At 63.2% G+C, this 13,183-nt stretch carries 13 protein-coding genes and 1 pseudogene; 7 read left to right on the plus strand and 7 right to left on the minus strand.

Translation table 11 applies throughout. The annotated features are described in order from the left end of the window. Positions 1 to 25 precede the first annotated feature (25 nt). Positions 26 to 472, plus strand: a complete 447-nt coding sequence (rnhA, locus tag J2W40_RS01880; protein ID WP_310221605.1) for a ribonuclease HI — start codon at positions 26 to 28, stop codon at positions 470 to 472. A 14-nt stretch (positions 473 to 486) separates the two neighbouring features. Here the strand turns inward: rnhA and aguB are convergent, their stop codons facing one another. Further along, positions 487 to 1,335, minus strand: a complete 849-nt coding sequence (gene aguB, locus J2W40_RS01885) for an N-carbamoylputrescine amidase (protein WP_310221607.1) — start codon at positions 1,333 to 1,335, stop codon at positions 487 to 489. 117 nt (positions 1,336 to 1,452) lie between these two features. Then, complete coding sequence (locus tag J2W40_RS01890; protein ID WP_310221609.1) at positions 1,453 to 2,436, minus strand: agmatine deiminase family protein; 984 nt, start codon at positions 2,434 to 2,436, stop codon at positions 1,453 to 1,455. Between the two features lie 100 nt (positions 2,437 to 2,536). On the opposite strand from J2W40_RS01890, the gene J2W40_RS01895 reads away from it, so the two are divergent. Next, positions 2,537 to 2,989, plus strand: coding sequence for a DUF6265 family protein (locus J2W40_RS01895; RefSeq protein WP_310221610.1), 453 nt, complete (start codon positions 2,537 to 2,539; stop codon positions 2,987 to 2,989). 100 nt (positions 2,990 to 3,089) lie between these two features. Here the strand turns inward: J2W40_RS01895 and J2W40_RS01900 are convergent, their stop codons facing one another. Continuing rightward, positions 3,090 to 4,769 carry a M28 family peptidase gene (locus tag J2W40_RS01900; RefSeq protein ID WP_310221612.1) on the minus strand — a complete coding sequence of 560 codons (1,680 nt, stop codon included), beginning with the start codon at positions 4,767 to 4,769 and terminating at the stop codon, positions 3,090 to 3,092. Positions 4,770 to 4,921: 152 nt separating this feature from the next. Here J2W40_RS01900 and J2W40_RS01905 point away from each other — a divergent pair, with 152 nt between their 5' ends. Continuing rightward, positions 4,922 to 6,880 carry an alpha/beta hydrolase family protein gene (locus J2W40_RS01905; protein ID WP_310221949.1) on the plus strand — a complete coding sequence of 653 codons (1,959 nt, stop codon included), beginning with the start codon at positions 4,922 to 4,924 and terminating at the stop codon, positions 6,878 to 6,880. Between the two features lie 66 nt (positions 6,881 to 6,946). On the opposite strand, the gene rpsD is transcribed toward J2W40_RS01905, so the two are convergent. Next, entirely contained in the window at positions 6,947 to 7,561 is a 615-nt protein-coding gene (rpsD, locus tag J2W40_RS01910) for a 30S ribosomal protein S4 (RefSeq protein WP_037476595.1), read from the minus strand. 190 nt (positions 7,562 to 7,751) lie between these two features. On the opposite strand from rpsD, the gene J2W40_RS01915 reads away from it, so the two are divergent. Further along, positions 7,752 to 8,048, plus strand: a complete 297-nt coding sequence (locus J2W40_RS01915) for a chorismate mutase (RefSeq protein WP_310221615.1) — start codon at positions 7,752 to 7,754, stop codon at positions 8,046 to 8,048. Here J2W40_RS01915 and J2W40_RS01920 read toward each other — a convergent pair. Further along, a complete protein-coding gene (locus J2W40_RS01920; RefSeq protein ID WP_310221618.1) occupies positions 8,045 to 9,181 on the minus strand; it encodes a pyridoxal phosphate-dependent aminotransferase in 1,137 nt (378 codons plus the stop codon). The two genes, J2W40_RS01915 and J2W40_RS01920, sit on opposite strands and share 4 nt — an antisense overlap. 66 nt (positions 9,182 to 9,247) lie before the next feature. Between J2W40_RS01920 and J2W40_RS01925 the strand changes: the two genes are divergently transcribed. Further along, on the plus strand, positions 9,248 to 9,511 hold the full coding sequence (locus J2W40_RS01925) for a hypothetical protein (protein ID WP_310221620.1): 264 nt from the start codon (positions 9,248 to 9,250) through the stop codon (positions 9,509 to 9,511). Here J2W40_RS01925 and J2W40_RS01930 read toward each other — a convergent pair. Both J2W40_RS01930 and J2W40_RS01935 read right to left on the minus strand, forming a co-directional pair. Further along, a complete protein-coding gene (locus J2W40_RS01930) occupies positions 9,488 to 10,615 on the minus strand; it encodes an NAD(P)/FAD-dependent oxidoreductase (protein ID WP_310221622.1) in 1,128 nt (375 codons plus the stop codon). The genes J2W40_RS01925 and J2W40_RS01930 overlap by 24 nt on opposite strands. Beyond that, positions 10,612 to 11,589, minus strand: coding sequence for an alpha/beta hydrolase (locus J2W40_RS01935; protein WP_310221950.1), 978 nt, complete (start codon positions 11,587 to 11,589; stop codon positions 10,612 to 10,614). Before J2W40_RS01935 ends, J2W40_RS01930 begins: the two co-directional genes overlap by 4 nt. Positions 11,590 to 11,631: 42 nt before the next feature. Between J2W40_RS01935 and J2W40_RS01940 the strand changes: the two are divergent. Continuing rightward, positions 11,632 to 12,112 (plus strand): annotated as a pseudogene (locus J2W40_RS01940) (A24 family peptidase). Positions 12,113 to 12,160: 48 nt separating this feature from the next. Then, positions 12,161 to 13,174: a Flp pilus assembly protein CpaB gene (gene cpaB / locus J2W40_RS01945; RefSeq protein WP_310221624.1), complete on the plus strand. Its 1,014-nt coding sequence runs from the start codon at positions 12,161 to 12,163 to the stop codon at positions 13,172 to 13,174. Positions 13,175 to 13,183 lie beyond the last annotated feature (9 nt).

Raw genomic sequence — 13,183 nt, forward strand, 5'->3', positions numbered from 1 at the left:
TTTCGACGCGATCGGAGGAGACAGCATGACCGACCTGCCCACCGTAGAGATTTTCACCGATGGCGCGTGCAAGGGCAATCCCGGCCCCGGCGGCTGGGGCGCGGTGCTGCGCTTTGGCGACAAGGAAAAGGAAATATCCGGTGGCGAGGCGCAGACCACCAACAACCGGATGGAGATGATGGCGGCGGTCGAGGCGCTCAATGCACTGAGCAAGCCCTGTCGCGTGACCCTCTACACCGACAGCAAATATGTGATGGACGGCATCACCAAATGGATTTTCGGCTGGCAGAAAAATGGCTGGAAAACCGCTGATCGCAAGCCAGTGAAAAATGCCGAAGTCTGGCAGCTATTGGTGCAAGCCACCGCGCGGCATCAGGTGACCTGGCAATGGGTCAAGGGCCATGCCGGTCACCCGGAAAATGAGCGCGCCGACCAGCTCGCCTGCGCCGCGGCGGAGAGCTTCCGCCGCTGACGCCGGGCGCCGTGTCAGATGTCCTGCGCGATCCGCCCATATAGGTCCGGCCGCCGATCGCGGAAGAAACCCATGCCGGCGCGATGGGTGCGCGCCTGCGCCAGGTCCAGCGTCGCCACCAGCGCACCGAAATCCTTAGCATCGCCATCGGCGATCAGGTCGCCCCATTCGTCGCTGATGAAGCTGTGGCCGTAGAAACGCTGGCCATCCTCCTCGCCGATGCGGTTGGCGGCGATCACCGGCATGCAATTGCTGACCGCATGGCCGATCATCGCGCGCCGCCACATACGGCTGGTGTCGAGGTCCGCATCATAGGGTTCCGATCCGATCGCGGTCGGGTAAAACAGCATCTCCGCGCCCATCAGCGCCATCACCCGCGCACATTCGGGATACCATTGGTCCCAGCAAATGCCGACGCCGATGGTGCCATATTTGGTCGGCCACACTTTGAAGCCGGTATTGCCGGGGCGGAAATAATATTTTTCCTCATAACCCGGCCCGTCAGGAATATGGCTCTTGCGGTACACGCCCATAATCTCGCCCTGATCGTCGATCATCGCGAGCGAATTATAATGATGCTGCCCGTCGCGCTCGAAATAGCTGGTCGGGATATAAACGCCCAGATCCTTGGCCAGCTTGCGCATCTCCTGCACCGCCGGATGGCTGTCGGTCGGCTGCGCCAGCGCGAACAGCGCTTCGTCCTCGACGCGGCAGAAATAGGGGCCTTCGAACAATTCGGGCGGCAGGATGATCTTTGCCCCGCGCGCGGCGGCCTTGGTCACATGCTCAGCCACCTTGGCGATATTCTCGCCCATATCGTCCGAAAAGCTGAGCTGGAGCGCGGCAACGGTCACTTTGGTCATATCGTCTGTTTCTCCGTTCGCCCTGAGCCTTCCGAAGGGCTCCACCGAGCGATAGCGAGGTGCCTTCGCTTGCGCTCAGGCGCGGGCTTCGACTTCGCTCAGCCCGAACGGTTGATGTTAAACACTGGGCATTTGCTGACTGCAGCAATGAAAGCTGCCGCCACCCGACAATATGGCATCGCTCCGCAGCCCGACAATATCCCGCCCCGGAAAGAAGGGGGCCAGCGTATCGAGCGCCGCGTGATCATTGGGCTGACCATAAATGGGCACGATGACAGCCGCGTTGCCGACATAAAAATTCATATAGCTCGCCGGAATGGCCTCGCCATCGACCATCACCAACCCCGGCGAAGGCATGTCAACCACGCGCACGCCATGCGCGCTCGCCCGCGCCCGCGCGTCGGCATAGATTGCCGCATTGGGATCATCCTCCGTCGTCGCGATCGGCAGCGCCAGCAACCCTTCGCCAACGAAGCGCGCCAGATTGTCGACATGCCCGTCGGTGTGATCGTTCAGCAATCCATCGCCAAGCCACAGCATGTCGGAGAGGCCGAGGCTCCCGGCCAGCAGCGTTTCGATCTTGCCCCGGTCGAGGTCCGGGTTGCGATTGGGATGGAGCAGACATTGTTCGGTGGTCACGAACAGGCCCGTGCCATCGGTATCGACCGCCCCGCCTTCGAACACCCACTGCTGCGTCGATGTCGGCAAGCCGGTGGTCGCCGCCAGCCGTGCGCCGATATCCTCGTCGCCTGCCATCTGATATTTGCCGCCCCAGCCATTGAAGCCGAAGTCGACCAGCGCCCGCGCATTGCCGTCCAGCACGGCGATCGGCGCGGTATCACGCAGCCAGACGTCGCCCAATTGTTGCACGACAATCGACACGCCCGGCGCAACCAAGGCCCGCGCGGCGTCGGCATCACCCGCGTTCGCCACGACCAGCCGCACCTCTTCGCCGCGTCCCTCAGCATGGAGCGCACTGGCAAAGGCGGCGATCTGCGCGCGCGCGGCGTCAAATGCGCCGGGCCATTCCTGCGGGTTGGTCGGAAAGCCGATCCAGGTCCAGTCGTGCGGTGCCCATTCGGCAGGCATACGGAAAGTCATGCAATGTCGTCCTTACTCGGCGTAAAGGCCGATCCGTGATAGCGGGCGTTAGGCGCGCTCCATAGCGTGCCGGATCGGGTCTGGACAGAGGGCGGGAGCCATGAAGAGAAGAGTTTCGACGATCATAGCGGCGCTGCTGCTGGCGCTACCTGTCCACGGCAGCGCAGGCGAGTTGCCGGGCTGGCTGACCGGCGAATGGGTGCAGACGCGCGACGATCGCTGGACCGAGGAGGTGTGGACGCTACCGCGTGGCGGCGTGATGATCGGCGTGGGACGCACCGGGCGCGGGGAAAAGCTGCAATCCTGGGAAGTCATGCGCATCGTTCGTGCGGCCGACGGATCGCTTGCCTTTCACGGCGCGCCCGAAGGCGGCCCCGCAACCATTTTCCCGGCAATAGCCGAAGGGGTGCGGGACATCAGCTTCGCCAATCCTACCCATGATTATCCGCAACGCATCCGCTACTGGCGCGAGGGTCGCCTGCTCATGGCCGAAACGGCGAAGATGGATGGCAGCCGGGCGCAGAACTGGACCTATGCCCCGGCCGGTGAGTGACGCACAAAATCGCTGTTCGCTTCGAGCGAAGTCGAGAAACGCTGGCACAGCGCTTCCGCTTCTCGACTTCGCTCGAAGCGAACGTAGCTTTGTTGATTGACTATTTCCCCGCCCGGTCCTTGTCACGGATGGCGCGAAATTCGTCGCCCTCCACCCAGTTGGGCCAGTCGGTCGTATTCGCCAGATCGCGGCCGACCGTATAATAGAGTTTGAGGTCGGCCAGCACCCCGGTCCAATCCCAATTGGGATCATATTCATCCTTCGGCCCATGGTAGCGGTTCTGGGTATAATCCTCCGCTGCGGCCATGCCCGCCGCCGTGCCGCCATTGACCAGATCTTCGCCGCCTTCGAAATAGAGCATCGGCAGGCCGTGCTTGGCGAAGCTGAAATGGTCGGAGCGATAATAATAGCCCTTTTCCGGCGTCGGCTCCACCGTTGCCACCCGGCCCTGCGCGGTCAAGGCGCGGTCGAGATAGGCATCAAGCTGCGACTTGCCCTTGCCGATCACCACCACATTTTTGGCAAGGCCCGCGACCGACAGCGCATCCATATTGACGCCCCCAACGGTCTGGTTGAACGGGACCACCGGATTGCTGCCATAATAGGCCGACCCCAATAGCCCCGATTCCTCGGCCGTCACCGCCAGAAACAATTGGCTGCGATCAGTCGGCCCCGCCTTCACATTAGCCTCCGCCAGCGCCACCAGCGCCGCCGTGCCGGTCGCATTATCGACCGCGCCGTTGCAGATGTCGTCGCCATCGGGCGCGGCCTGGCACCGACCCAGATGGTCCCAATGCGCGCTGTAGAGGACATAGTCGTCCGGCCGACTCTTACCGGGCAGCATAGCGACCACATTCTTCGAACTATGTCTGCGCAGATCATTGTCGAACGACACCGATGCCTTGACCGCGCCCAGCGGCACCGCCTTAAACCCGGCCTGCTTGGCGGCCGCCATCTGCGCGGTCAGGTCCAGCCCGGCGCTGGCGAACAAGGCCGCCGCCTTGTCCTTTTGGATCCAGCCGATCGCCGAAGATTGCTTGGCATTGCCGTCCGCACTGTCGGCGACATGCTGCGCCCCGGTCCAGCTCGATTGCACGACGTTCCAGCCATAGGCGGCAGGCACCGTGTCATGCACGATAATCGCAGCGGCCGCGCCCTGCCGCGCCGCTTCCTCATATTTATAGGTCCAGCGGCCATAATAAGTCATCGCCCGACCATTGAACGGCCCGGTCAGGCCCGTCGCTTCATAGTCGGGATCGTTGACCAGGATGATGACGGTCTTGCCCTTCACATCCACGCCGGCATAGTCGTTCCATCCCTTTTCGGGCGCATTGATGCCATAGCCCACGAACACAACCGGGCTATCCTTGACCGCGATCTTCGGCTGGGTCGTGCGATAGGTGCCGACCACCATTTCGGGGCCATAGGTCGCGCTGACGGCACTCTTGCCGCCGGTGAAGGTCAGCGGCGATACATTCTTGGCATTGATCTCGACCAGCGGAACGTCCTGAAACCAACTGCCCTTATTGCCCGGCTTCAGCCCCAGCTTGCTGAACTCCGCCACCAAAAGCGCCAGCGTCTTCTCCTCGCCCGCAGAGCCGGGCGCGCGGCCCTCATAAGCGTCGGACGACATTTCCTGCACCAGCCGCTTCATCGTATCGATCGACGGCTCGACGGCATCGGGTGCCGCAGCGACCGACGCTGGCGGCGCATCCATGCCATCGGTGGCGCAGGCGGAAAGGGCGAGAACGGCGGCAATCGCCGCAATGGAACTACGCATGAAAGGCACCCTTTATTCTTGTGATAGCAGGGTGATGCCACTGTGCGGGACACAGGGCAAGCAAGGCCGTTGCTAAGTCTGCAGCGCTCGCCTAGCCATTTGTTACTGGGGCAATGGGGGAGTGAATGGGCATGATCGGATATCGCAGGGCAATGGTCATGGCGGCGCTGGCCACCGCGACCGCGCCGGTCGCGCTGGCACAAACCCAGCCTGATGCCCTGGCCAAAGCCTTTGGTGCGCGCGAAACCGTGATTTCCGCCAGTATTTCGCCGGATGGCCAGAAGATTGCACTGATTTCGGCAGGACCGGGGCGGTCGACACGAGCCTATGTGCTGGAAGCAAGGGAGGGCGCTGACCTGACCGTGGCGGCCACAGCAACCGGCAAGCCGGAATATCTGTCCCGGTGTAACTGGGTCGCGAGCGATCGGCTGGCTTGTAAAATTTACGGCGAAAGCCGCTACGGCGACGAAGTTTATGGATTCAGCAACATCGTCGCGGTCGATGCGGCCGGCGGCAACGCCAAGTTGCTTAGTCAGCGTCGCGGCAGCAATGCGCTCTCATTCGACTTTCGGGGCGGTGACATTGTCGACCTGCTGCCCGGCGAAGACGGCGCGATATTGATGAGCCGTTCCTATGTCCCCGAAGCCAAGATCGGCAGCCTTGTGGAGAAGCGGCTGGAGGGACTGGGCGTGGACCGCATTGATACACGCACTGGTAACGGCAAGCGCGTTGAAACACCGACGAAATTGGCAGTGGACTATATATCGGACGGCATCGGCACGGTTCGAATCATGGGACTGCAGGAGATCAAGGGAACCGGCTATTCCAAGGGAACCTATAAATTCCTCTATCGTCCGCAAGGCAAGTCGGGCTGGGACGACCTTTCCACCTATGACGTGCGCGACAATAGCGGCTTCTATCCCCTCGCCGTCGATCCGCAGCAGAACATCGCCTATGGCTTTGAAAAGACAAACGGGCGCGATGCGCTGGTCTCGATCGCGCTTGATCCTAGCCAAGAAAAGAAAGTGGTCTTTGCCCATCCCCAAGTCGATGTCACCGGACTGATTCGGGTGGGACGCGATAGGCGGGTCGTGGGAGCCAGCTATGTCGTGGAGCATCGCGAAGCGGTTTATTTCGACAAGACGGCTAACGCTCTTGTCAAATCGCTGAGCAAGGCATTGGGTAACAAGGCCGTGCATATCGGCGACATGAGCAGCGATGGGCAGCGCGTGCTGGTCTGGGCCGGCAGCGACATCGATCCGGGTCAATATTATCTGTTCGACCGCGCCGCCCGTAAATTGTCACCCATTATGCCAGATCGTCCTGAATTGGCCGGGCGCCAATTGGCTGCCATGCAATCTGTCAGTTTCAAGGCAAATGATGGCGTTGCGATTCCTGCCTATTTGACTTTGCCACCCGGCAAGGAGAGCGCCAAGGGCCTGCCCGCTATCGTCCTGCCCCATGGCGGGCCGGAGTCGCGGGACGAATGGGGTTTCGACTGGCTGGTGCAATATTATGCGGCGCGAGGCTTCGCCGTCATCCAGCCGCAATTTCGCGGATCGACGGGTTTTGGCGAGCAATGGCTGATGCAAAATGGCTATCGCTCTTGGCGCAAGGCAATCGGCGACGTCGTAGATGCCGGACGCTGGCTGGTGGCACAGGGCATTGCCGACCCGGTGAAGTTGACCATCGCGGGCTGGTCCTATGGCGGCTATGCGGCGCTTCAGGCGCAGGTCATCGACCCCGATCTGTTCAAGGCGGTGGTCGCCATCGCGCCTGTCACGGATTTCGGCGATCGGCTGCGCCGCGCGCAATATGACAGCAGTTACCTCGTTCAGCAGCAGCGCATGGGCACCGGCCCGGAGGCCGAAGACGCTTCACCCTCCAGCCATGCCGCACAATTTCGGGCGCCGGTGCTGATGTTCCATGGCACTGACGACGGCAATGTCGACATCAGCCAGGCAAAAATCATGCAGAGCAAGCTTACGGGCGCAGGCAAGCGCAGCCGCCTGGTCATCTATGATGGGCTGGCGCACAGCCTGAACGACAGCGACGCGCGTGCCGACATGCTGCAGCAAAGCGCCGACTTCCTGCTCGCGGCGGGGAAATAGCGCCCCATGGAAAAAGGGCGGCTCCTTGCGGAACCGCCCTTTTTCGTAAGTCTGTCGGAAAACCGATTAGCGCGAATAGAATTCGACGACCAGGTTCGGTTCCATCTTCACCGGATAAGGCACTTCGTCCAGCGTCGGTACGCGGACATAGCTGACCTTCGCGGCGCCGTCGGGGGCGACATAGTCGGGGATGTCGCGCTCGGCCAGGGCCTGTGCTTCCATCACCAGCGCCATTTCCTGCGCCTTCTTGCCCAGCGTGATCTCGTCGCCCGGCTTCACCAGACGCGACGCGATGTTGCACTTCACGCCGTTCACATAGATGTGGCCGTGCGAAACAATCTGGCGGGCCGAAAAGATGGTCGGCGCGAACTTGGCGCGATAGACGACGGCGTCCAAGCGGCGTTCCAGCAGACCGATGAGGTTCTGGCCGGTGTCGCCCTTCATGCGGCTCGCTTCGAAATAGTTCTTCTTGAACTGCTTCTCGGTGATGTCGCCATAATAGCCCTTGAGCTTCTGCTTGGCGCGCAGCTGGATGCCATAGTCGGACACCTTGCCCTTGCGGCGCTGGCCATGCTGACCCGGACCATATTCGCGCTTATTGACAGGCGACTTGGGACGGCCCCAGATGTTCTCGCCCATGCGACGGTCGAGTTTATACTTGGCGCTTGTGCGCTTCGTCATAGATATTTCCTAACAACTGCTAACAACGATATTCCCGGTATCGCCTACGTCCGTATTGCGTCGAAACACTCAGGGGCAGGGCCACCGCTTCACCGGGATGCGGGACCAATCGCGAAGGCGCGGCTATGGAGAGAAGGGCCAGGCATGTCAACCCTCGACAGGGCTGGACGCGCGGCTTAGTCCGACGCTTATGAACACTGACGACTATACCAGCATGGCGCAGGTGCGCGCGGGCGTCGATGCGCTGGACCGCCAGCTCGTCGCGCTGCTTGCCGAGCGCTTCGCGCATATGCGCGCCGCCGCCCGCATCAAGCCCGATCGTAATGCCGTGCGCGATGAGGCCCGCAAGGCGCAGGTCATCGCCAATGCCTGCGCCGAGGCGGACCGGCTGGGTGCCCCCGCCGACATCATCGCTGAATTATGGGAGCAACTGGTCGAAGCGTCGATCGCCTATGAGATGGCGACGTTCGACCGGACGCGGGGCTAGACGCGGCGTTGCGCCGCGAACCAGGGGATCATCCGCGCGATCGCATCCTCGACCCGGTCGGTCGACACCGCAAAGCTGAAGCGGATGAAGCGATGCCCGTCGACCGGATCGAAATCGATCCCCGGTGCGGTCGCCACCCCCGTCTCGCGCAACAGCCGCTGGCAAAAGCCCAGGCTGTCCTGTGTCAGATGCCCGACATCGGCATAGATATAGAAAGCGCCATCGGGCGGCGCGATCCGTGCCAGCCCCAGTGCGGGCAGCGCGTCGAGCAGCAATTGCCGGTTGCAGCGATAGGTTTCGACATGCGCCTCCAACTCATCGACGCAATCGAACGCGGCCTGCCCCGCCTGCTGCGCCAGCACCGGCGGCGTCAGGAACAGATTTCCCATCCGCGCCCGCGCCGCGTCGATCATGGCGGGCGGCACGACGATCCACCCCAGCCGCCACCCGGCCATGCTGAAATATTTGGAAAAACTGTTCACGATCACGGCGTCCGGCGCATATTCCAGCATCGAATGAGCTGGCTCGCCATAGCTCAGCCCATGATAGATTTCGTCCGACACGATGCGAATGCCGCGATCGGCACAGACCTGCGCGATCCGTTCCAGTTCGTCGGCGGGAATGATGGTACCGGTGGGATTGGCCGGGCTGGCCAGGATCAGTCCGTCGGGTGCGGGATCAAGCGCAGCCAAGGCCGCTGCGCTGATCTGGTAGCGTTCGGCTGGGCCGCATCCGACCTCGACGGGTTCCAGATAGAGCGCCTTGAGCGTATTGCGATAGGCGACATAGCCCGGCCGCGCCGTCGCGACCCGCGCGCTGGGCGCGAACAGGCTGGTCAGCGCCAGCACCAACCCCGGCGACGCGCCACAGGTCAGCAGCACCTGCTCGGCGTCCACCGAAACGCTGTGGCGTTCGGCATAAAGGCGCGCGATCCGCTCCTTGAGCGCCTGACTTTCCCAATAGCCCATCGGATCAGTGTCTAGCACATGATGGGCCTTGGCGATGGCGGCGGCGGGCGCGCCGGTCGATGGCTGACCGAATTCCATGTGCAGGATGGAACGACCCTGCGCTTCGAGTGCATGGGCTTCGCGGCTGATGGCGATGGCGTGGAACGGGTCAATGCTGGCGATCATGCGCGCCTGCCTAGGCCGCTACCTGCCTCACCGCAACCATGGCGCTGGCCCGGCGTTCAACGATCCATGTCCGACACCATCCTCACTGCCCTGCAATATTATGGCGCGGGCGCCGCCACGTTCGCGGCCTTGATCGTATCGTTGAACCTGGGCCGACGGATCACTGGCTGGGCCTTCGTCCTGTTCGTTACCAGTTCGATCGCGCTGGTCGCCTGGGGCTTTCTGGCCGAGGATAGCGAAGGGATTGGCTGGCAGAATGTCGCCCTGCTGGTCATCAACGCGGTGGGCGTGTGGCGCTATCTGATTTCAAAGCACAAGCCGCGCGATTGACGATCGAAACCGGGCCGGATCATAGGTAGCAGCATCAATCGCCGCGAGAGGGTCTGGCGGAGCCGCGCCCCGGATCAGGCTGGCCGCCAACTGCGCCGCGGCCGGTGCGGTCTGGATGCCAAAACCACCCTGCCCTGCAAACCAGAAAAAGCCCGGCATGTCGGGATCAAAGCCATAGACCGGCGCGCGATCAGGCGCGAAACTGCGCAAGCCAGCCCAGCGATGTTCGATACCCGCGACGGGCCAATCCACCACCGCCTCGAACCGCGCCACAGCCTGCGCCACGGCCATCTCTTCCGGCGCGGCGTCGCAGGGTGGTGAGGGCACTTCGTCATGCGGGGTCAGCCACACCCGGTCGCGCCCTTCCGGCTTGAAATAAAAGCCACCGCCAAGATCCATCACCAACGGCAGGTCGGGCGAAGGCAAGGACGGCACCCGCAATTGCGCCACTGTCCGCCGCAGCGGCGTGATCCCGACCGGCGCGACGCCGCAGGCCTGCGCGACATCATCCGCCCAGGCGCCCGCGGCATTGACGATCAGCCCACAATCCAGCGGCCCGTCCCCCGTCTCGATCCGCCAGCCATGCCCTTCTCGCCGTGCGCTGATCAGCCGCGCGCCGAGCCGCATCGCCCCACCCCGCCGACGCAGCAACCGCAACCATGCCTGATGCAGCGCCGCGACATCAATATCGCGGCAACTCGCTTCCATCACGCCCAGCGTCCAGTCGGGCCGTAGTCCCGGCACATAGTCAGCCGGATCGACCGGCTGCAAATCCACCCTACCCGCAAAATCCGCGATCAGCGCATCGCGCGCGGCTTCGTCCGAAGCGCGCCCGATATGCAATGTCCGGCGCGGCGAGAGAAAGCTGCCGTCATGGAAGGCGGGGTCGGGGGCGGCCAGCATCGGTCCCGATGCCGTGGTCAGCGGCTGGACGGCGGGACCGCCATAGGTTTCTTCCCAGAAAGCCACGGACCGGCCGGTCGCATGATAGCCCGCCTGCCGCTCCATCTCCAGAACCAGCACCCGGCCATGCGCCGCCAGTTCCGCCCCCAGGCTGGCTCCCGCCATCCCGCCGCCGACAATAACAATGTCCGGCAGGCTCACCGCGCGTGCTCATCCAGAAAAGCATCGATCCGCGCCAGCGCATCCAGCCGCACCGCGTCCAGTTCGCGCAGGATTTCATGGGCCGCCTCACGCCCGTAGACATGCAGTCGCGCGCCCGGAATTTGCGCAGCCGCCGCTCGAATGGCGGGCGTCGACACTAACTGATCCGCCCGCGTCGCCAATATCAGCAGCGGTACGGCGATCCGCGCCAGCGCCTCGCTATCGCTCAGCGCTTGCGTCGATTCGAGCGCCTGGGCGACCCAGTTCCAGCTTGGCGGGCCTATCGCGATCTCGCGGCTATGGTCGCGCCACCATAGTTCATCGGCATAGCGTTCCGGGTCATGCGTCAGCCGCTTCTGGCGCATCCGCCGCTGCCGCTCCGAATCCTCCTTCTGCGTCCAGGCGCGCAGCCGCCCCTTGCCGCGCCGGATCATCCCCTGTGCGATCATCACCGCCAGCCAGCGCGGCAGCGGCGCGCTGTGCAGGCCCAGCATGGGCGCAACGGCCACCGCCGCATCAGGACGCTCCATCCCCTCGGCCAGCGCGCGCAACAGCATATGCCCGCCCATGCTATGTGCTACCATCACGCTTGGCCCGCTGCCCTGCACCCGCCAATCCTCGGCCAAACCGCGCAGGTCAGCGATATAGTCGGCGAAATCGTCAATATGCCCACATAGGGGATCATCGGTGAGCCGACCCGACCCACCCTGCCCGCGCCAATCGAAACTGGTCACGGCCCAGCCACACGCGGCCCAATGCGCGATCACTTCCAGATATTTTTCGATCATGTCGCCCCGGCCGCCCATCACGAGCATCCGTCCACGCAGGCCGCTGCCAAGCTGGTATCGCCGAATCGCCCAGCCATCCGGCGCGGTCCAATAATCCAGCCGCCCGCCCATCGGCCAGGCGCGCCGGTCCAGAACCGATGTGTCGAAGGCCGGGGCCGAGGAAAAGGGCGAATCCATGAACCGCATGGTTACGGTTTGGTAAGCCATCGGGTCTAGGGAATAGTGCCGATGTTAGGGGAATATTTCCGACTGGCGCTGATCGTCGCCCTGGGCGCGCTGCTGATTGCGGCGGCGATCACCGATTTGCGCGCGCGGATCATCTCCAATCGGCTCAACCTCGCCATTGCGGCGCTGGCCCCGCTCTGGTGGATCGCCAGCGGACTTGACCCATGGCCCGATGTTGCGGTGCAGTTACTCGTGGGTGCTGCCGTTTTCCTGCTTTTTGCCGCCTTATTTTCGGTCGGCATGATGGGCGGCGGCGACGTCAAGCTGCTCGCCGCGCTGGCGCTATGGTTTCCGTGGCAGGCCGTGATCTCGTTGCTGGTGTTGATGGCGCTGCTCGGCGGACTCGTGACCGTTGTGACGGTGATCCATCACCGCATCACCCGGCGGCTTGGGCAACCGGAAATACCCTATGGCGTGGCGATCTCGCTCGCCGCTTTGTGGCTGCTGCCGTGGCCAACGATATCTTAACCAATTTACGGGATGAGTGGGGCACTGGGGGCAGTGTAGCCGCTTGAGGGAGGCGAATTTCGTCATGGATGCCAAAAAGATCGTGCTGCTGGTGGGAGCGCTTATCATAGCGGTTACCACAGCCTTGCTTGCACGCAACATGCTCAGTTCTTCGAGCACGCCACAGGCAACTGCTTCGTCGATGCCGACTGAAGTGGATCAGCCGCACGTACTCGTCGCGACCAAAGCGTTGCCCGTCGGCACCATCCTCGACGCCGAAAGCTTCCGCTTCCAGCCCTGGCCCAAGGATCTGATCGAACAGGCCTATTATCTCAAAGGGCAGGCCGATCCGGTAAAACTGGCGGGCAGCGTCGTGCGCACCGCCATCTCGGCTGGTCAGCCCTTGACCCAGGGCGGCCTCGTCAAGCCGGGTGAACGCGGCTTCCTCGCCGCCGCTCTTGGCGCGGGTATGCGGGCGGTCACCGTCCCTGTTTCAGCGCAAAGCTCGGTTGCAGGCTTTGTCTTCCCCGGCGACCGCATCGACCTCGTCCTGACGCAAAGCGTTGCGGGCGGCGGCGACGGCGAACCGCTCCGCGTGTCCGAAACCATCCTGCGCAACATCCGCGTGCTGGCGACCGACCAGCGCATGGATGCCATGGGCGAAGATGGCAAGCCGCTCGTCCAGACCTATTCCAACGTCACGATCGAAGTGACGCCCAAGATCGCGGAGAAAATCGCGGTCGCTCAGACGGTCGGCTCCCTGTCGCTGTCGCTGCGTTCGCTGGCCGACAACTCCTCGGATTTGGACGCCGCTATCGCCGGTTCCGACATAGAGCTGCCCGATGGTGCCAGCCCGAACGCCGAGAAGGCCATGCTCGCAAAGCTCGCGTCACGCCCGGTCGATCGTGGTGCCACCTATTCCACCGGCGCCGACGTCTCGCGCTATCAGCGCAGTTCGGTTCCGGCCAAGGTCGAAGCCCCGATGCCGCCGATGGTCGCCGCCAATGGCGCACCGATGGGCACGGTTGCTTTCAAAGGCCCAGTCATCCGCGTGGCCCGCGGTACCAGCGTGACCGAAGTTCCGGTCGGGGGGAAGTAAGATGAACAC

It is taken from the genome of Sphingobium xenophagum, assembly GCF_031457465.1.
In the GTDB taxonomy this organism is placed as follows: domain Bacteria; phylum Pseudomonadota; class Alphaproteobacteria; order Sphingomonadales; family Sphingomonadaceae; genus Sphingobium; species Sphingobium xenophagum_A.